Genomic DNA, 19,449 nt, shown 5'->3' with positions numbered 1-19,449 from the left:
TAGATGTTTTTTCTTTTTCTGCAACGTTCGCCATATCTACATTGTAAGTCAAAAAGAGCAATATTACAATAAAGAAATCGTCCTAGCAAAAGTTATTTTCTGATTGGCCATATCCTTTTCTAATACGACATATTTATTGGAAAGTCGTTCATAAAGCCCTAACCAAGAATATAAAAATCAACTGCACACATATTGTTATTATAAAATAAGTTAAAAAATCAAGAATACGATTTATTTAGATTAAAATATAATTAATTAGTTTAAAAAAAAGATCGAAAATTATAGTCCAAAAGGTGCGGGCGTCATAAAATAAAACAACGTAGAATCAATGCTATTTACTATTGTAGATTCTAGGGTTAGGGCGTATCTAAATCATTGATTTTACCGCATAATTATGTTAATAAGTTATTCTAGTCGGTCTTTAATTAAGTTTCTACTATCCGTAAAATTTGATTATGATTTTTTTAGTTTGGAAAAATATATGATATTATTATTTTTATATGCATTTCACTATCAATCCTAAAAAATTTATTGGGATAGTACACTAATTTATCGTATTTATTGTTTGTTTTACATTATTTTTTTGTTTTTTAAGTGATGTATGTAAACAAAAATAGGTTATGAAGGGTAAAACTTATGCGTTTATTGGGTAGACAGAAAAGTCAAATTCGAGAAATATCATTGATAAGAAATGTTTCTAAATATTCTGAAGGATCTTGTTTGGTAAAATTCGGTGACACTCATGTTTTAATTACTGCTACACTTGAAGAGAAAGTCCCAATGTGGATCCGTAATGCAAAACATGGATGGATCACTGCAGAGTATGGAATGTTGCCTCGTTCTACTGGAAGCCGTATGAGACGAGAATCCGTTAGTGGAAGACAGGGTGGAAGAACCCAAGAAATACAGCGCCTAATAGGTCGTTCTTTGCGTTCAGTAGTTGATCTTTCGGCTTTAGGATCTAATCAGGTTATTGTAGATTGTGATGTTATACAAGCAGATGGAGGTACACGAACTGCTTCAATTACCGGAGCATGGATTGCGTTATATGACTGTTTGAAATATATGGAAATTCATAAAAGTAAATTTCAATTATCACAGGTGTTGAAAGGGCAAGTAGCAGCAATATCTTGCGGCATGTTATCTGGAGACACTATAGTAGATCTTGATTATGAAGAAGATTCTAACATTGATGTTGATGCTAATTTCGTAATGACCGATACAGGTGATATAGTAGAAGTTCAATGTTCTGCGGAACGCGCTACTTTTTCGCAAGATCATTTTTTATCTATGTTTAATTTAGCAAAAAATAGCATTGCTTATTTAATACAGTTGCAAAAAGATGTGATATCCAAATAGGTTAAATATAAGTGCGTAAATTAATTGAGAAAAAAGTTATCATTGCAAGCCACAATGCAGATAAAATACATGAGATGTATAGTCTTATTGCCCCATTTGGTATTGTTACAACGTCTTCTCTTGAATTAAATTTAGTTGTTCCAAAAGAAACGGGGGTTTCTTTTGAAGAAAATGCTATGATTAAATCGTTAAGTGCTGCTAGAAATACAGGTATACCATCTCTTGCGGATGATTCTGGTCTTGTTATTGATGCACTTGAGGGCAAGCCAGGAATTCATAGTGCTAGATGGGCTGAAAATAATATTGGTGATCGTAATTTTGAAATGGCTATGCAAAAAATAGAGAATGCTCTCATATCTAAGTCTGCTAATCATCCTTCGTTGCGTTCCGCGCATTTCATATCAGTTTTATCTATTGCGTGGCCTGATGGTCATGTAGAAAACTTTGTTGGGAAGGTCCAAGGAATTATTGTATGGCCTCCACGTGGAGCACTAGGTTTTGGATATGATCCTATTTTTCAACCAAATGGCTATGATCGTACTTTTGGAGAGATGACAGAAAAAGAGAAAAATGGAGAAATAACCAGTATTACGCTATCTGGTACAGATATTCTTTCTCATAGAGCATGTGCATTCAAGTGTTTTGTCGATAGTTGTTTATGTATGGAGGGAAAATGAAATATCCTAATGCATGTGAAGATGATAAAAAACATCAGGATAATAATTCTTTAGGAATTTATGTGCATTGGCCTTTTTGTGCTAAAAAATGTCCATACTGTGATTTTAATAGTCATGTTAGGCGTTATAAAATTGATCAAAGACATTTTATTCAGTCTTTTCTTTTAGAAATGCAGTGGATGAGAAAATTAACCGGACCTCGATCTATTTCTAGTATTTTTTTTGGTGGAGGGACTCCATCTCTTATAGATCCCCAAAACATTGCTATTATTATTGATAATATAGCAAATAATTGGTTTCTTCCATTCAATGTTGAAATTACTATTGAAGCTAATCCATCTAGTGTAGATGCATATAATTTTAAAGGATATAGAAAGTCTGGGGTAAATCGTATTTCTCTAGGTGTACAATCTTTAGAGGAAGAATCATTAAAATTTTTAGGTCGTAATCATAACGTTTCTGAAGCTATCTCAGCTATATATTTAGCACGTGATATTTTCCCACGAATTTCTTTCGATTTAATATATTCTCTCCCAGGACAAACTATAAAACAATGGGAAATGGAACTGCAAAAAGCCCTTTCTTATGCAGTAGACCATCTTTCTCTTTATCAGCTTACAATAGAAAAAAAAACATTATTTTATCAAATGCATAAAGATGGAAATCTTGTTCTCCCTAGTGATAATCTCGCAGCTGATTTTTATAATTTGACTCAAAGCATTACTAGTGTACATGGATTGCATGCATATGAAATATCAAATCATGCTTTACTGGGTTCTGAAAGTTTGCACAATATGAATTATTGGCGATATGGTGATTATATTGGAATTGGTCCAGGAGCGCATAGTCGTGTTAAAGTTGGTTCTAATCGAATAGCAATGTCTATAGAAAAACATCCTGAGAATTGGTTAAAAAAAGTGAAAAAAAATGGACATGCTGTTGTTGAAAAAGAATTTCTAAGCTCTGAACAGCAAGCTGATGAATTGTTGATGATGGGAATGAGGCTAAGAGAAGGAATAAATATAAAGGATTGGGAGATATTATCAGGGCGTAATTTAGATGTTGAATGTGAAAAAAATCTTCAAAGACAAGGTTTTATTGAACGTATTGAGACTTCAAGATTACGATGCACGCAAAAAGGAATGATGCTTCTAGATTCAGTAGTAGCTAATCTTGCTATATGATTATTTTTTTCTTTACAATGTATTTTTTCAAGGAAGATGATCAGTGTATTATTTATCATAAATAAAAAATAAATTTGAATAAACACGTGCTAATATTACTTATTAGCAATATCAATGTAGTTGTATATTTTATTCGCAATGTTATTTTTTATATTAAATGATAAATATAAAAATAGAAAATATCCCGACCATTATTAATTTACACAAAAAACAAGAGTCGAGATGATTTCTATAGGATGATTTTTATTCGGAGATTAATCTTTTAAGTAATTCTACTTCTTTTTTAAGGGTAATATCGGTTTCTAACATTTTTTCCACTTTTCGAACAGCATGGAGAACGGTTGTATGATCTCTATCTCCAAAACGACGTCCTATTTCTGGAAAAGAACGTGGAGTCATGATTTTTGATAGATACATAGCAATTTGACGTGGTCTTACAACTACGCGGACACGACGGTTAGACAATAAGTCATTACGTGTTATATTGTAATGCTTTGCTACCATGCGCTGTATATCTTCAATTCTCATTTTTTTAGTCTCGCCGGTATTGACGAGATGTGAGAGCAATTCGTCTACTATTTCTATTGTCAAGGTGGGTTCGAAGGAATGTCGGAAAACAAGTTGATTAAATGCTCCATCCAATTCTCGTCCACTTGTTGTAATAGTACGTGCAACGTGCATGAGAACTTCTTCATTTATTTGTAGTTTAGGATCATCCTTTTGGGATATTGCAAGGCGATTTTTAAGGATAGAAAAACGCATATCATAATCATGCGATCCCAACGGCACTGATACACCTCCTTGAAGGCGAGAGCGTATGCGTGGATCAAGAGATTCCAATTCAGAAGGAGGGCGATCGGCTGCTGCTACGACTTGTTTTGCGCTATCTAAAAGAGAATTTAGCAAGTGACAGAATTCATGTTGAATTAGCTTTCCTTGTAGGAATTGCATATCGTCAATTAAAAGTAAATCTATGTTGCGAAGACTGTCTTTAAGATTGAGAGCGTAGTTATCACGTATAGCGCTAGCAAATCTCCACATAAAATATTCTGCTGTTAAATAAACCACTCGAATATTTGGTTGTTTTTTGATAGATGCATTAGCAATAGCTTGTAAAAGATGTGTTTTTCCAAGTCCAACAGATGCATGTATAAATAGAGGATTTAATCTTACTGGATTGTAGCCATTAGAATCTAGTTCAGCAATATTATGAGCTGCTGTAAGTGCTACACGATTAGATGGCCCTTCTATAAAAGTAGAAAATATAAATCTATTATCTAATGGTGATCCAAATACGGGATTGATAATCTGTTTGCCTGCTAGAGTATAATTTTTCCCTTCGCTTGCGCTGATTGCAGATGATTTTGCAGGAGTATTAGGATTAGATACAACAGGTTGTTCTACAGGAGGTAATGCGACAGATCTTACAAGAATATCCACTCCCTTAATTTTATTGCTCTCTTCTTGAAAAAGTTTTGTAATATTTTCAAGGTAACGATTTTTGATCCAAGCTTTTAAAAAATTAGTTGGTACAGACAGGTGTACTATATTATGAGAAACCGAATGGAATTTAAGTCTTTTAAACCAACTAGCATACACATCTGGACCCACCTGATTTTTCAGACGAGATGATACGGCTGCAAAAATAGATTCACACTTTATTTCCAAGCACCTCGTATCAGTATTCTTTGAGGCTCTTTCGGCTATTTTATCTTCATTTTCTTGAATACAAGCAGATATTCCTCTTAATTGCATTTTCTATGCCTTCCATCCCAATTAATTTACACAAAAAAATTAAAGTGTTTTTTAGATTCGTATCTCAAATTTTCCTAATCTATTTAGTCAGGAACATTCTATAATATCAATGATGATTTTTGCAGGCAATGATATTTTCGGGGATTGACTTTTGAAGAGATATTTTATGGATATTGCTATTAAAGTGAGAATCGCTTTTGAATCAATGAGATTCGAGAATTTGATTCTTTGTAATTTTTTAAAATAAATTTTATATTTATTCAAAAAAATATAGTTTGTTTTTTAATTTATTTATCATAATTATTGTTTTTAGAAAAAACCTTTTTGTAAAGCGATGTATCATAGGTAATGTTTCGAATCGACAACCAAGGTTGTCTAATATCTATGTTCCTAATACAAAGAATTTATCAAAGATAATTTGTGTATTAGATAAAAAAAGATCACCAATTAATTTATTGGTGATCTTTTAGGGCAATTTTACAATATTATCAGTGCTTTAAATTCTAATATAATGAAGAATTTACAAAAGCCTCTTCAAACGTTTTGATATTCTAGAAACTCTGCGAGATGCTGTATTTCTATGTAATAACCCCTTGCTTTTAGCTTTTTGTATGACAGCCTCTGCTTTTTTACAAGCTTCTGTTGCTGTACCAATTTCTCCAAAAGAAATTGCCTTATTTGCATTAACTATGCAAGAGTGTACAAAAGATCGTCTACTCTTATTAATTAACTTGCGACGGTCAATTTTGCGAACCATCTTTTTAGCAGATTCCTTATTAGCCATTAAATACCTTTCGTCAGAACATCTTTATACTACATAGGAGGATGGAAAACAATGTCAAAGATTTACCTTAGACATCCGTAAATCAAACAATTAGAACACCAAACCACAATAACTATAGAATGCTTTGTAGTCAATATTATAAACCATCGGATTTCATGATGTCTATTTCATTTTTGGCAATATTTGCAGTAAAAAGTAGATCTTCCTGATTGAATAATTCGACTTACAGTTTGTCCGCAGTTTGATGGGCATGGTTTTCCATCTTTCCCATAAACAGAGAATGTATTTTGAAAAGATCCTTTTGAACCATCTATGTGTATATAATCACGAAATGAAGATCCTCCTGCATTGATGGCGTCGGTGATAACTTGTTTAATTTCTTTAATTAATCTAGAAATTATAGGATTGGAATTACAATTTTCTTGTACAAGACTTTTTGTGTTCCTTATAGGAGATAATTTAGCTCTCCATAATGCTTCACATACATAAATGTTTCCAAGGCCAGCTACTATTTGTTGGTTAAGCAGAGCATTTTTAAGATTGCTATTTCTTTTATTAAGTTGATGAGTTAAATACGATACATTAAAGCTTTTATCAGATGGCTCAGGGCCAAGTTTGCTTAAAGGAAGATATTTTTCTTTCAAACTAGTTTTTACTAGGTCCATGAATCCAAAACGACGAGGATCGTTATAAATTATGCGATATTTTTTTGTTTTCGTATCGTTAGTAATAGAAATAATAACATGATTATGTTTGGGATTTTTTATTGGTTTTATGCAAGAGCTTATGGAAGATGATTGTTCAACAATAAAAGACCCAGTCATTCCTAAATGCACAATTATTGATAGATTATTTTCAAGTTCAATAAGCAAATATTTTGCGCGACGAGAAATATTGATGATCCTCTTTTCTCGTACGGACGAAGAAAAATTAGGGGGGAAATCAAAACGTAGTTTTTCGCGACGTAAGCATAAATCTATTAATATCATATTGTTCATAATAGGTGTAAGATTGCGTCGAATGATTTCTACTTCTGGCAATTCAGGCATGGGATAATTCTTAATTTTAACGCTTTTTAGAGACAATAAAGTCGATTTTGTTTGTTTTTATATGATTTTATTTATTTTAACTTTTAGCAATGGTTTCTTGATTTTGCATGGTATCATTTACTAGAATTGATTATAATAAGAATTCGTGACAATTGGTATTAAATTTATACTTAAAATAATTAATTGTTCTGGTTTATTATTTTATAAAGGTCTTGCAGGGATTAATAGGTATGACAAAAGGTCGTTTTGATTCTGATGAAAATATGAAAACTTCCTATGGATTTCTTGATGTTCCAGAAGAAGAAAAACAAAATATGGTAAACCATGTTTTTTCTAGAGTATCACGTCGTTATGATCTAATGAATGATGTTATGTCTTTTGGACTACATAGGTTCTGGAAAGAAGCTATGGTAACCGCACTTAATCCTAAAAAGTCTGATGACTATCGTGTTTTAGATGTTGCAGGTGGTACAGGAGATATCGCATTTCGTATTGCAGAAGCTTCGGATAATAAAGCTAAGATTACGGTTGTAGATATTAATAACGAAATGCTTTCTGTTGGGAGAGATCGTTCATTTAAAGAGAACTTAGAGGATTGTGTTACTTTTATTGAAGCAAATGCCGAAAATCTTCCCTTTAAAGCAAATAGTTTTGATGCGTGTACATTGGCTTTTGGTATTCGCAATATGCCACATATCGCCTTAGTACTTAAGGAAATTTATCGAATACTAAAGCGTGGAGGAAGATTGCTAATACTAGAGTTTTCTGAAGTACAAGAGCCGATTTTTAGAAAGTTTTATGATATGTGGTCTTTTAATGCTATTCCTAAAATAGGTAGGTTAATAACAGGTGATGGAGAGCCATATCAATACTTGGTTGAGTCTATTCGAAGATTCCCAAATCAACAGGATTTTGCTAAAATTATTTCAGCAGAGGGTTTTTCTAATGTATCATTTGCAAACTATACTAACGGTGTTGTAGCTCTCCATTCTGGATGGAAATTGGAGAATACAAGGAGTGTTGCTTGAGGAAATATTATGAATTTTTCCGTGTAAGTTGGATAATGATACGAGAAGGGGTGATTGCATCTTTACCTTCTGAACAATTGCCTGCTATTGTTGTCTTGGGCAAGAAAATAACATCTTTATTTGTGTCTCGAAATATTAAAAAATGTCAGAGAAGTGATCGTTTAGCACGTGCTATGGAGCGTCTTGGTCCTTCATATGTCAAAATGGGTCAGTTTTTGGCAACGAGACCAGATCTGATTGGGAAGAAAGTATCTGAAGATCTTGCTCTTTTGCAGGATAAGATGGATTTTTTTTCTACAACTAAGGCTAAATCGTTGGTCTCTATAGCTTTGAAATCACCAATTGAAACATTGTACTGTGAATTCCGTGATCCTGTCGCAGCTGCTTCTATTGCACAAGTTCATCCAGCAATTATCCATGATATCAATGGACGTCGAAAAGTAGCTGTAAAAGTTATACGTCCTGGTATAAGAAAGCGTTTTTTTCGTGATATACAAGTGATGTATTTTATTGCACGTATACAAGAAAAGTTATTTCCTTCGATGCGTAGATTATGTCTTTCGGCGGTGGTACGTACCTTGGAGCAAGTAACGAAAATGGAGATGGATTTGCGACTTGAAGCTGCAGCTTTTTCTGAAATGTCTGATAATATAGCTAAAGATCAAGGGTTCCGAGTTCCAAAAATCTATTGGAATAGGACGGAACGTGATGTCGTTACTATGGAATGGATTGATGGAATAAAGATATCTGATACGGGGAAATTGCGTGCTAATGGATATGATTTAGAGCGTTTGTCTGTCGTCCTTGTACAATCGTTTTTATTGCATACATTGCGTGACGGTTTTTTTCATGCAGATTTACATCCTGGAAACTTATTTGTTGATTCAAATGAGTGTATTGTAGCTGTGGATATGGGAATTACAGGTAGATTAAGCAAGAGGGAACGTCGTTTTCTTGCTGAGATATTATATGGTTTTATTTCTCGTGATTATCAGCGTGTTGCAGATGTTCATTTTGAAGCAGGTTATGTCCCACGTCATCATAATCCTTCTTCTTTTGCGCAGGCTATACGAGCTATAGGTGAGCCAATTCATGGGCAATCATCTGATACTATTTCTATGGGTAAATTATTAACCATGCTCTTTGAGATAACAGAACTATTTGATATGATGACTCGTCCAGAATTAGTCATGCTTCAAAAAACTATGGTTGTTGTAGAGGGGGTAGCCCGTATGCTGAATCCGGATTTCAATATGTGGACATCATCTGAGCCTATTGTTGAAGAATGGATTCGTGATAATATTGGCCCTAAACGTTATATGAATGATTTTCAAGATGGCCTTAAAACTGCTTTTCGTCTTGTGCAGTCTGTGCCTCAATTTTCTGCTCCAGTAGAAAATATTTATAAATTATTGTTAGAATCTTCAGAAAAAAATATTTTTCTTAATTCTTCAAAAAAAGAATTTCCCCATTATAGATATTATCTTTTAGAAAAATTAATTTTATGGATTACTCTAGGGGCTCTTCTTTATATTATTGCTACTATTCTATAAGGTTTATCTATGAATATTTTGGGTAAACGAATTGTTTTAATTATGTGTGGAAGCATTGCAATTTATAAAAGTTTAGAACTCATTCGTCGATTGCAGGAAAGGGGTGCTCTTGTCATCCCTGTTATGACTGATTCAGCAAAAAAATTTATAACTCCATTGATGGTAAGTTCTTTATCTAACAGTCATGTCTTCATGGATTTATTTTCTTATGAAAATGAACATGACAACAATCATATTAAAGTAGCAAACAATTGTGATATATTTGTAGTAGCGCCTGCATCTGCTAATTTTATTGCTCGTGTAGCACATGGAATGGTATGTGATATGGCATCTGCTATTTTGTTGGCGAGAGGAGATCAACCTGTTATTTTTGCTCCTGCTATGAATTTTATGATGTGGGATAAGTCGGTTACAAGACGTAATGTTGAGGTTTTAAAAAATGATGGATATTATTTTATAGGCCCTGAGATCGGTGCAATGGCTGAAAACAATGGATCTGGACTAGGAAGGATGTCTGAACCTCGTGATATTATAAAAAATATAACATTGTTGTTATCTAGGGATAAAAAACTTTTTTTGAAGGACAAGCGAGCTGTAGTAACTTCTGGGCCAACGTGTGAGCCATTAGATCCCATGCGCTATATTACAAATCGTTCTTCTGGTCGACAAGGTCATGCAATTGCCGAATCTCTTGCACGTTTTGGGGCTGAAGTAATATTGATATCAGGCCCTGTTTCTATTGTTGATCCTCCAGGTGTTACAACCATTCATGTTGAGCGTGCAGATGATATGTTACAAGAGGTTTTGAAAACGTTACCTGTAGATATAGCGGTTATGGTAGCTGCAGTATCAGATTGGAGATTTTCTGAGATTGCAGATGAAAAAATAAAACGGAAAGATATGGGGGATACTATAAGAATAGAGTTTAAAGAGAATCCCGATATACTAAAAATTATAGGACATCATAAACTGCGTCCGTCTTTTGTAGTAGGATTTTCTGCTGAGACACAATGTCTTGTGGATAATGCTAGGGAAAAGCTATTACATAAAGGAGCCGACTTGATTGTATCAAATTATATTTTGCCTGAAACCAGTTTTATAGGAAAAGAGCACAATAAAGTAAGTATTGTCTTCCCAGATAAAATAGAAGATTGGCCTGAGTTATTAAAGTCGGAAATAGCAGATAAAATATGCAGTTTGATTGTTGATCATTTTAATGTGGTCTAAAATATAATTTTTTAGAATTATTAAAAAGACATATTTCTATAGTGTTAATATAATATATTGTTTATATTGATTCTTGAATAAGTGTAGATTTATTCTTTTCTAATTTGTGTGATATCTTGAAATTTTTTTGCATCGTTATTATATTAAGTTTGTAGATGCCTTATAGGATCTACGTCTCTTATTCTTAGTTATTTTATTAAGGATAGGGTGATTTTAATAACATAGTCGCTTCATAAGGAGGACGTTATGCGTTTAGATGTTTCCCGTATTTATAATTCTGCAGTTGGATATGACACTGTTCTTTCGATGCTAGATGGTTTAGGATCTCCTGGCCAGTCTTCTGCTTATCCCCCTTACGATATAGAGCGTGTTGGTGAGAATACGTATAGAATAACGGTCGCTGTAGCTGGATTTGATTATTCTGATCTCACAATAGAGGTTGATTCTGGTATTTTGATGGTTAGAGGAGAGAAGAAGTCGGAAGAAAAAGACGAAGTGGAATATTTACATCGTGGTATAGCAAAACGTGCTTTTGAACGCCGTTTTCAGCTTGCAGATTTCGTAGAAGTAGTTTCTGCGTCTTTAGAGAATGGACTCTTATATTTAGAGTTATTGCGTAGTATTCCAGAAAAGATGAAGCCACGTCGTATTGAGATTTCAAAGTCTTCAAAAAAAGAATCTGCAAAAATGATAGAAGGTAAAAAACAAGACGTAGCTGCATGATTTTATATTAATTTAGTTTAGTTTGAATAGATAACGAAGAAAGGACGATGTCGTCCTTTCTTCGTATTTTTTGAAACATATAAATTATATTACTTTCAATATTGATATTTTGATTCTTATTTATAAAGGGCAATGGAATGCATCTGACAAAGAGAACTGATTATGGGGTACGTATTTTGATGTACTGTGCCGTTCATAGTGATCGTCCTAATCGGATATCGCAGATTGCTGAATCTTGTGGTATATCCGAGCTCTTTTTATTTAAGGTTTTACAGCCTCTTGTAAAAGCGGGGATAATTGATACTGTTAGAGGACGAAATGGCGGGGTACTTCTTTGTCGGCCGGCAGATCAAATTACTCTTTTAGATGTAGTGCAGGCGACGGAAGAATCTTTCTGTATAGCAGAATGTTTTGAAGATCGTAAGATTGATTGTCCTTTGGTTGGCAGTTGTGAGTTGAGTGATGTATTTGAAGAAGCTCTTAATGCTTTTTTTGGTGTATTATCTCAATACTCTATTGAATGTCTTGTGCGCGATAGTTCTAATTTTAAAAAAACTCTTAACGCAAGTTAGTTATGTTTTTTTGATAATATGTTATAATATTTGAGTTATAAGCATAAAATAATATTTTTCATAAATCAGTATTAGTTTGTTGATATAAATTATTATCATACTTTAATGGCATGATTTGTTTAGGAACAGTCTTGTACTATAAGGTATATTGTAGTTTTTATTGTTTAAATTTAAAAAATATTAATATATAATTAACGAAATTTATAACTAAATTCCTATAAATTTATATTTAATATAGTTAAATTATTTATTAAAAGGTTTTTTGACCATCATTTTATTAAGATAATTTAAAAATCGTGATATATTTGATAATGTTATAATTCTATTATTTTTGTATTTATTATCAAAATTGTAGATTTACATTATTGAATTCCAGTCCTTGGAATATAAATCATTATATTGGTAATATATCTGATTATTTGACTTAAATACTAAAAAGTTATTGTTTATTTTGTTATAAAACAAGGCTATCTAAGTTGAATTATGGGAGATTAAGAGTTGTTGTTTTCAGAATCCTCTTTAGGAGAAGTAGTGCATTATCGTGTTGTTGTGCTGCTTCTACAATCGGTTTCTGGCCCATATACTTATTTGGCTCCATGTGAAATGAATGTAGAATTAGGTGCTATTGTAAGGGTTCCTATCAGATCACGTACTGTTCTGGGAGTAGTATGGTATAATCAAGGATACGAGAAAGAGATTGATAATTGTAAATTACGTCATATAGACTATGTTTTGGACTGTCCTCCATTGTCACGACATATGTGTGAATTTATAAAATGGGTTTCAAAATATACATGTTCTTCATTAGGATTAGTCGCTCGTATGGTTGTTTCTTCTCTTTCGGAAACAGAAAAAGTGGAAGAAAAAATTCAATTTACTGGGATTCTTCCTCGAATTAATACGGAAGCGCGTCTTCGTGTATTAAATGAAATAAAAGATGGTTCAATATGGAGGATAAAAGATTTAATACGTGTTGCTCAAGTATCCTCTAATGTTATCAATAGATTAAAGGGACAAGGGGTTATTAAACAAATTTTTGAAGTTATCCCTCCTATTGTAGACGCACCAAATCTACATTTGTCTTCGCCTAGATTGGATGAGAAACAACAAGAGGTGGTTGAGAAGATTGTCCCTCTATGTGATAAGGGTTTTTCTGTTTCGCTTATCAGTGGGATAACAGGTTCTGGAAAAACAGAGGTTTATTTAGAGATTGTCGCTGCTTCTTTACATTTAGGAAAGCAAATATTGATTTTGTTGCCCGAGATTTCTCTTACATCGGCTATTTTAGATCGTTTTTATAATCGTTTTGGTGTCAAGCCTGTCGAATGGCATTCTTCTCTTCCTGTTAATATGCGTGAAAAAATTTGGAGACAAATAGCTAGAGGATCTATATCTGTAGTGGTTGGGGTTAGGTCTGCTTTATTCCTCCCATTTAAAAAATTAGGTCTTATTGTAATAGATGAAGAACATGATGTTTCTTATAAACAGGAAGATGGTGTTCTGTATAATGCTCGTGATATGTCTATTGTTCGAGGAAAGATTGAATCTTTTCCTGTTGTTCTTGTCTCAGCTACTCCATCTATAGAGAGTCGGGTTAATGGAATGTGTGGGCGTTATCGTTCTTTCCATTTAACTACAAGATATCGCAACAGTCCTTTGCCACATTTGCGAGTAATTGATATGAGAGATCAGTCAATAGCAAAAGGAAAATTTCTTTCTTTAGAAATGGTAGACAGTATAAAGAATACTTTAGAAAAGAATGAACAAACGTTACTTTTTTTAAATCGTAGGGGATATGCGCCATTGACTTTGTGTCAAGTATGTGGTCATAAGCTCAAATGTCCTCATTGTTCATCTTGGTTAGTAGAACATCGTTATAAAAAAAAAATATACTGTCATCAATGCGGTTATTTTACGATCTATTCACAATCCTGTACTGTTTGTGGTTCATTTGGGAAGATGATCTCTTGTGGTCCTGGAGTAGAGCGTATTGCTGAGGAAGTGCATGATTATTTTCCTTTAGCTAAGATTTCTATTCTATCTTCGGATCTAGAGGGTGGTGTTAAGAAATTGCGGCTGCAGTTAGAAGAAATTGCCAAAGGAAAAGTTGATATTGTTATTGGTACACAAATTGTTGCAAAAGGTCATAATTTCCCGCGTATGTCTTTAGTCGGAGTAGTTGATGGTGATCTCGGTTTTGCTAATGCAGATTTGCGATCTTCTGAAAGAACTTTTCAATTATTATCTCAGGTTACAGGTCGTGCTGGTCGGTTTGGTCTCAAGAGCATGGGGTTGATTCAGGTTTATCAGCCTACACATCCAGTTATACAATCTCTGATTTCAGGAGATGTGGATTCTTTTTATTCGTCTGAAATTCGTTCAAGAAAAGAAGTTGGTTTACCTCCATTTGGTCGTCTAGCTTCTGTTATTATTTCGGGAAACAAATGTCAAGAAGTAGAGAAATATGCGTATAATTTAAAAGAAAATGCTCCAAAATCGCCTGACATTGTGATTTTTGGCCCAGCTGAATCTCAATTATTTATGTTGCGAGGTCGTTATCGTTTTCGCCTTTTAATTCATGGAAAACGTAATTCTAATTTACAAAGTTTTTTCTTACATATGTATGATAATGCCCCTAAAAAAACTCATTCATTACGGGTGCAATTTGATATGGATCCACAAAATTTTTTATAATTTTCGGATTAGATTGAATGATGATTTGAGAAGTATGATACTTAGATGCGTAAATGTTAATTACATAATATATATATATATATATATATATTGGCATTACGTATTTTTTTTGATCATAAATTTTATCCTAGATTTTTATATTTTATGTGCTATATGAATAGTGAGGTTTGAATATTTAAATTTGATGTATTCTACAATTCAGATGAGATAAACTATCTATTGTATTGCGTATAGTATAACTTTGTCTTATTATTTTAAATTTTATGTATTTTATAATTGTGACGTTATTATAAATGTTCTATTTAAGTTTGTTTTTCTTGAGATTTATTAAGTTATTGAATCCTGTTTTTTATAGGGGATTATAGAATTGTTATCTCATTCGTTTGATCTTTTTTATGATGTTTCTGGTAGATATTCTCATTCTTTGTTTGTTGTATCTAATGAAGAAAATATTCTAGAAATAGTCTCAGATGATTTGTCGCGTTTGGAGAAGCTTATTGTAGAATCTTCCGATTTCAGGTTTTTTGTTAACAGTCCAGTTTTTTCTATGAAAGATCGGTATTTGGTTATAGATGATTTGGTAAAAAAATCCAGTTTTTGTGATATGACAAAAAATTTTTTACGGGTTTTAGTTTATAATGGAAGGTTGTCGATTTTACCTATGATAGTAAAGTCTTTTCGTGATGTCTGTATGTATTATCGAAATCAAATTGTGGCTTCTATTAGGACGTTCAGTAGTTTATCGTTGCATCAGAAGAATGAGCTAATAGAATGTTTAGAGAAGAAGGTTGGTAAAAGTATTATACTGGATATAATAGAGGATTCGGCGCTTATTGGTGGTTTTATTGTGGAGATTGGTTCTCATCAAATTGACGCATCTTTGCGTACGAAATTATTGAATCTTGGTTTTATATTAAAAGAGGTCGATTAATGGATATCCATGCTGCAGAAATTTCTGATATTTTAAGAAAAAGAATTAAAGATTTTAAGGATGTTTCTGAATTTTCTGAGATAGGGCGTGTACTTTCTATTGGAGATGGTATTGCGCGTGTTTATGGCCTTGATAATATCAAAGCCGGAGAAATGGTTCAGTTTCCCAATGGAATTTATGGTCTGACACTCAATTTGGAATTCGATAATGTAAGTGTTGTCATTCTTGGTTCTTGTAAAGAAATTTCAGAAGGAGATATTGTAAAGCGTACAGGTCGTGTTGTTGATGTGCCAGTTGGTTTTGAATTATTAGGGCGTGTTGTAGATGCTCTTGGTAATCCTATTGATGGTAAAGGCTCGATTAAGTGTAGTCAAAGATCTTGTGTTGAAATAGATTCACCAGGAATTATACAACGTCAGTCTGTTTGTGAACCTTTATCAACAGGTATTAAAACAATTGATGCACTTATTCCTATAGGCCGTGGTCAGCGTGAATTAATAATTGGTGACCGAAAAACTGGAAAAACATCGATTATTTTAGATACTTTTTTAAATCAGAAGTATGCGCATGAAAATGGATCAGATAAAGATAAAATATACTGTATTTATGTAGCTATTGGTCAGAAATGCTCTTCAGTCGCTCGATTTGTTAAAGAATTGGAAGAAAGAGGTGCGTTAAGTTATTCTATTGTAGTTGTGGCTTCTGCTTCTGATCCTGCTCCAATGCAGCTTTTAGCACCTTTTACAGGATGTGCTATGGGTGAATATTTCCGTGACAATGGAAGACATGCTTTGGTTGCATATGATGATTTGCATAAGCATGCAATTGCGTATCGTCAGATATCTCTTTTATTGCGCCGTCCTCCTGGCAGAGAAGCTTATCCAGGTGATGTTTTTTATTTGCATTCTCGTTTATTAGAAAGAGCTGCAAAGATGTCGGATGCATTGGGAGCAGGATCTCTTACAGCACTACCTGTTATAGAAACGCAGGTTAATGATGTTTCTGCTTATATTCCAACTAATGTTATTTCCATTACAGATGGGCAGATTTTTCTAGAAACAGAACTTTTCTACCGTGGAATTCGTCCAGCTATTAATATTGGATTATCTGTTTCTCGTGTTGGATCTGCTGCTCAAGTTAAGGCTATGAAGCAGGTATCAGGTTCTGTAAAAGGAAATTTAGCTCAATATCGTGAAATATTATCTTTTGCAAAGTTTGCTTCTGATCTTGATATTTCTACCCAAAAATTTTTGAGTAAAGGTGAAAAGCTAACGGAGATTTTAAAACAACCGCAGTTTTCCCCATTATCAATGGAGGAACAAGTGGTTATGATATTTGCTGCTATAAATGGATACCTTGATGAAGTTGAGGTATCTAAGATAGGTAAATTTGAGAAGGATTTTTTAGCTCATATGCGTGTTTCATCTAAAGATATCCTAGGAAATATTAGAGAACAAAAAGTCTTAACTGATGATATTCGTAATAATCTAATCAATGAAATAGAAGTTTTTTTAAAATATTTTAACTGAGGTTTGGGTAAAATTAGATCATGTCTTCTCTAAAAGAATTGAAAAATCGCATACATTCTGTAAAAGAGACTCAGAAAATAACTGAAGCTATGCAGTTGATATCTGTCACTAAATTGCGTAAAGCAAAAGATTCTATTAATAATGCTTCTAAATACCAATCTCGTATAAAAGAATCTTTTATAAAATGCATTTCCAGCGAGTCTTTTCAAGAATATCCCTCGCCTTTGATAAGGGGTGCCGGTAGGGACAAGGTATATCTTATTGTTGTTTTTACAGCAGAAAAAGGATTATGCGGTGGTTTTAATTATCAGATTATTCGTTTTACTCGAGATCGTATAAGAGAATTTATTTCTTATAATAAAAATATCAAACTGTTTATTATAGGAAGAAAAGGATATGAAGGATTGCATGAAGAATTTTCTTCTATGATTGTTGATTATGTAGAATTATCCCCTAAAGGAGAAATAAGTTTTGTTCAAGCAAATGGTATTGCAAGCAAGATCGTTTCTCTTTTTACAGATAACGTCTTTGATAAATGCTTTTGTATACATTCAGAATTTAAATCAATTATGCAGCAAATTCCTATTATTTCAAAGATAATTCCAATAAGTTTAGATCAGGATTCAAAAGATCAAACAAAAGAAAATTTATCGATTTATCGTTATGAACCTAATCTGTTGTCGATGATTGAAAAAATTTTGTTGCAGATTATTTCATCTCGAATATTTTGGATCATTTTAGATAGTAAAGCTAGTGAATTAGGATCAAGGATTACTTCTATGGATAATGCTACTCGTAATGCTGATCGTATAGTTGATGATTTAGTTTTATCATATAATCGTCAGCGTCAAATGCGTATCACTACCGAGCTTATTGAAATCATTGCGGGTGCGGAAGCTGTGTAAGAAATGAGGGAAAGAAGAGAGAGAATATTATTATGATTACTAAGGCAAAGGCCCAGAATGTTGGAAAAATACAACAGATTATGGGAGCTGTTGTGGATGTTGTTTTTGTAGATTCCTTGCCACTAATTTTTGGATTTCTAGAAACAAGCAATAAAGATCCTCGTGTCGTATTTGAAGTAGTTCAACATTTAGGGGGAAAAACAGTCCGATGTATTGCTATGAATAGGACTGATGGTTTGAGTAGGGGGGATCTTGTAATTGATACTGGTTCTCAGATTACTGTTCCCGTTGGAGAGTCTACCTTAGGTCGTATTATGAATGTAATAGGAGAGCCAGTTGATGATCAAGGTGCTATTGTATCTTCATATAGTCGTGCTATCCACCAACCATCTCCTTTATATACAGAGCAATCTACAGATGCTAGTATTCTTATAACAGGCATTAAAGTTATAGATCTAATTTCTCCTTATAAAAAGGGAGGTAAAATAGGATTATTTGGTGGTGCAGGTGTAGGGAAAACGGTGTTAATTATGGAATTAATTAATAATGTTGCGAAGGCACATGGTGGTTATTCTGTTTTTGCTGGTGTAGGTGAACGTACTCGTGAAGGCAATGATTTGTATCACGAGATGATTGATTCAAAAGTTAATGTTGATCCAAGCAAGAATAATGGTTCTGCTGTAGGGTCTAAGTGTTCACTGGTTTATGGTCAAATGAATGAACCTCCAGGTGCTCGTGCAAGAGTTGCTTTGACTGGTTTAACAGTAGCTGAACATTTCCGAGATCAGGGACAGGATGTTCTTTTTTTTGTAGATAATATTTTTCGGTTTACTCAGGCAAGTTCAGAAGTGTCAGCTTTATTAGGGCGCATACCATCTGCAGTGGGATACCAGTCCACTCTTGCTTCTGAAATGGGAGAACTGCAGGAGCGTATTACAACTACTTTGACAGGATCTATTACTTCTGTACAGGCTATTTATGTTCCGGCTGATGATTTAACAGATCCTGCTCCTGCTGCGTCTTTTACACATCTTGATGCGACAACTGTTTTGTCACGTCAGATATCGGAAAAAGGAATTTATCCATCTGTTGATCCACTTGATTCAAACTCTAGTATTCTGGAAATAGATATTGTTGGAGAAGAGCATTATGAGGTTGCGCGTAGAGTTCAAGAAATTTTACAAAGGTATAAATCTCTACAAGATATTATTGCAATTCTTGGGATGGATGAGCTTTCAGAAGAAGATAAGTTAGTTGTTGCTCGTGCACGTAAGGTAGAACGATTTATGTCACAGCCGTTTCATGTTGCCGAATCTTTTACGGGATTGCCAGGTAAATTTGTTTCTTTAGAAGAGACAATCAGAGGATTTAAAGGATTGGTAAATGGTGATTATGATCATTTACCAGAGCTTGCATTTTATATGGTTGGATCAATAGACGAGGCTGTACAAAAAGCTAAGACAATTTAAATTTTTTTTT

General features: G+C 33.4%; 16 protein-coding genes. 13 read left to right on the top strand and 3 right to left on the bottom strand.

Annotation, left to right across the window (positions count from 1 at the left end; all coding sequences use genetic code 11):
* Window positions 1–636 precede the first annotated feature (636 nt).
* The 3 genes from rph to hemW are packed head-to-tail and all read left to right on the top strand — an operon-like array spanning window position 637 to window position 3,220.
* Complete coding sequence (gene rph, locus GY664_RS03235) at window positions 637–1,359, top strand: ribonuclease PH (RefSeq protein ID WP_333948032.1); 723 nt, start codon at window positions 637–639, stop codon at window positions 1,357–1,359.
* An 11-nt stretch (window positions 1,360–1,370) separates the two neighbouring features.
* Entirely contained in the window at window positions 1,371–2,036 is a 666-nt protein-coding gene (locus tag GY664_RS03230) for a non-canonical purine NTP pyrophosphatase (protein WP_333948031.1), read from the top strand.
* Window positions 2,033–3,220, top strand: a complete 1,188-nt coding sequence (hemW, locus tag GY664_RS03225; protein ID WP_333948030.1) for a radical SAM family heme chaperone HemW — start codon at window positions 2,033–2,035, stop codon at window positions 3,218–3,220. The genes GY664_RS03230 and hemW overlap by 4 nt, the downstream gene beginning before the upstream one ends.
* A gap of 243 nt (window positions 3,221–3,463) precedes the next feature.
* On the opposite strand, the gene dnaA is transcribed toward hemW, so the two are convergent.
* The 3 genes from dnaA to mutM all read right to left on the bottom strand — a co-directional run bounded on the left by dnaA (window position 3,464) and on the right by mutM (window position 6,808).
* A complete protein-coding gene (gene dnaA / locus GY664_RS03220; protein ID WP_333948029.1) occupies window positions 3,464–4,975 on the bottom strand; it encodes a chromosomal replication initiator protein DnaA in 1,512 nt (503 codons plus the stop codon).
* Window positions 4,976–5,495: 520 nt separating this feature from the next.
* Window positions 5,496–5,759 (bottom strand): 30S ribosomal protein S20, encoded by a 264-nt coding sequence (rpsT, locus tag GY664_RS03215; RefSeq protein WP_333948028.1) that lies wholly within the window; start codon window positions 5,757–5,759, stop codon window positions 5,496–5,498.
* Window positions 5,760–5,926: 167 nt separating this feature from the next.
* Entirely contained in the window at window positions 5,927–6,808 is an 882-nt protein-coding gene (mutM, locus tag GY664_RS03210) for a bifunctional DNA-formamidopyrimidine glycosylase/DNA-(apurinic or apyrimidinic site) lyase (RefSeq protein ID WP_333948027.1), read from the bottom strand.
* Window positions 6,809–7,038: 230 nt separating this feature from the next.
* On the opposite strand from mutM, the gene ubiE reads away from it, so the two are divergent.
* From ubiE to atpD, 10 genes are all read left to right on the top strand, one after another.
* Window positions 7,039–7,836 carry a bifunctional demethylmenaquinone methyltransferase/2-methoxy-6-polyprenyl-1,4-benzoquinol methylase UbiE gene (gene ubiE, locus GY664_RS03205; RefSeq protein WP_333948026.1) on the top strand — a complete coding sequence of 266 codons (798 nt, stop codon included), beginning with the start codon at window positions 7,039–7,041 and terminating at the stop codon, window positions 7,834–7,836.
* Complete coding sequence (gene ubiB, locus GY664_RS03200; protein ID WP_408612128.1) at window positions 7,803–9,389, top strand: 2-polyprenylphenol 6-hydroxylase; 1,587 nt, start codon at window positions 7,803–7,805, stop codon at window positions 9,387–9,389. The genes ubiE and ubiB overlap by 34 nt, the downstream gene beginning before the upstream one ends.
* 9 nt (window positions 9,390–9,398) lie before the next feature.
* On the top strand, window positions 9,399–10,616 hold the full coding sequence (gene coaBC / locus GY664_RS03195) for a bifunctional phosphopantothenoylcysteine decarboxylase/phosphopantothenate--cysteine ligase CoaBC (protein ID WP_333948023.1): 1,218 nt from the start codon (window positions 9,399–9,401) through the stop codon (window positions 10,614–10,616).
* 246 nt (window positions 10,617–10,862) lie between these two features.
* Entirely contained in the window at window positions 10,863–11,339 is a 477-nt protein-coding gene (locus tag GY664_RS03190) for an Hsp20 family protein (RefSeq protein ID WP_333948022.1), read from the top strand.
* Between the two features lie 137 nt (window positions 11,340–11,476).
* On the top strand, window positions 11,477–11,911 hold the full coding sequence (gene rirA, locus GY664_RS03185; RefSeq protein WP_333948021.1) for an iron-responsive transcriptional regulator RirA: 435 nt from the start codon (window positions 11,477–11,479) through the stop codon (window positions 11,909–11,911).
* A gap of 498 nt (window positions 11,912–12,409) precedes the next feature.
* Window positions 12,410–14,605, top strand: coding sequence for a primosomal protein N' (locus GY664_RS03180; protein WP_408612127.1), 2,196 nt, complete (start codon window positions 12,410–12,412; stop codon window positions 14,603–14,605).
* Window positions 14,606–14,972: 367 nt separating this feature from the next.
* Window positions 14,973–15,536: an ATP synthase F1 subunit delta gene (gene atpH, locus GY664_RS03175; protein ID WP_333948019.1), complete on the top strand. Its 564-nt coding sequence runs from the start codon at window positions 14,973–14,975 to the stop codon at window positions 15,534–15,536.
* Window positions 15,536–17,065, top strand: a complete 1,530-nt coding sequence (gene atpA, locus GY664_RS03170) for a F0F1 ATP synthase subunit alpha (protein ID WP_333948018.1) — start codon at window positions 15,536–15,538, stop codon at window positions 17,063–17,065. The genes atpH and atpA overlap by 1 nt, the downstream gene beginning before the upstream one ends.
* Before the next feature lie 20 nt (window positions 17,066–17,085).
* A complete protein-coding gene (gene atpG / locus GY664_RS03165) occupies window positions 17,086–17,970 on the top strand; it encodes an ATP synthase F1 subunit gamma (protein WP_333948017.1) in 885 nt (294 codons plus the stop codon).
* Window positions 17,971–18,002: 32 nt separating this feature from the next.
* Complete coding sequence (atpD, locus tag GY664_RS03160; protein ID WP_333948016.1) at window positions 18,003–19,439, top strand: F0F1 ATP synthase subunit beta; 1,437 nt, start codon at window positions 18,003–18,005, stop codon at window positions 19,437–19,439.
* The last annotated feature ends 10 nt before the right edge of the window (window positions 19,440–19,449 follow it).

It is taken from the genome of Candidatus Liberibacter brunswickensis (assembly GCF_036858155.1).
Taxonomy (GTDB): domain Bacteria; phylum Pseudomonadota; class Alphaproteobacteria; order Rhizobiales; family Rhizobiaceae; genus Liberibacter; species Liberibacter brunswickensis.
This window is presented reverse-complemented; position numbering and strand designations above follow the sequence as displayed.

What these genes read in the sequence shown, in the direction of transcription:
- rph (WP_333948032.1), top strand. Translation starts at nt 637, where the DNA reads ATGCGTTTATTGGGTAGACAGAAAAGTCAAATTCGAGAAATATCATTG.
- hemW (WP_333948030.1), top strand. Translation starts at nt 2,033, where the DNA reads ATGAAATATCCTAATGCATGTGAAGATGATAAAAAACATCAGGATAAT.
- dnaA (WP_333948029.1), bottom strand. Translation starts at nt 4,975, where the DNA reads ATGCAATTAAGAGGAATATCTGCTTGTATTCAAGAAAATGAAGATAAA.
- rpsT (WP_333948028.1), bottom strand. Translation starts at nt 5,759, where the DNA reads ATGGCTAATAAGGAATCTGCTAAAAAGATGGTTCGCAAAATTGACCGT.
- mutM (WP_333948027.1), bottom strand. Translation starts at nt 6,808, where the DNA reads ATGCCTGAATTGCCAGAAGTAGAAATCATTCGACGCAATCTTACACCT.
- ubiE (WP_333948026.1), top strand. Translation starts at nt 7,039, where the DNA reads ATGACAAAAGGTCGTTTTGATTCTGATGAAAATATGAAAACTTCCTAT.
- ubiB (WP_408612128.1), top strand. Translation starts at nt 7,803, where the DNA reads ATGGAAATTGGAGAATACAAGGAGTGTTGCTTGAGGAAATATTATGAA.
- coaBC (WP_333948023.1), top strand. Translation starts at nt 9,399, where the DNA reads ATGAATATTTTGGGTAAACGAATTGTTTTAATTATGTGTGGAAGCATT.
- GY664_RS03190 (WP_333948022.1), top strand. Translation starts at nt 10,863, where the DNA reads ATGCGTTTAGATGTTTCCCGTATTTATAATTCTGCAGTTGGATATGAC.
- rirA (WP_333948021.1), top strand. Translation starts at nt 11,477, where the DNA reads ATGCATCTGACAAAGAGAACTGATTATGGGGTACGTATTTTGATGTAC.
- atpA (WP_333948018.1), top strand. Translation starts at nt 15,536, where the DNA reads ATGGATATCCATGCTGCAGAAATTTCTGATATTTTAAGAAAAAGAATT.
- atpG (WP_333948017.1), top strand. Translation starts at nt 17,086, where the DNA reads ATGTCTTCTCTAAAAGAATTGAAAAATCGCATACATTCTGTAAAAGAG.
- atpD (WP_333948016.1), top strand. Translation starts at nt 18,003, where the DNA reads ATGATTACTAAGGCAAAGGCCCAGAATGTTGGAAAAATACAACAGATT.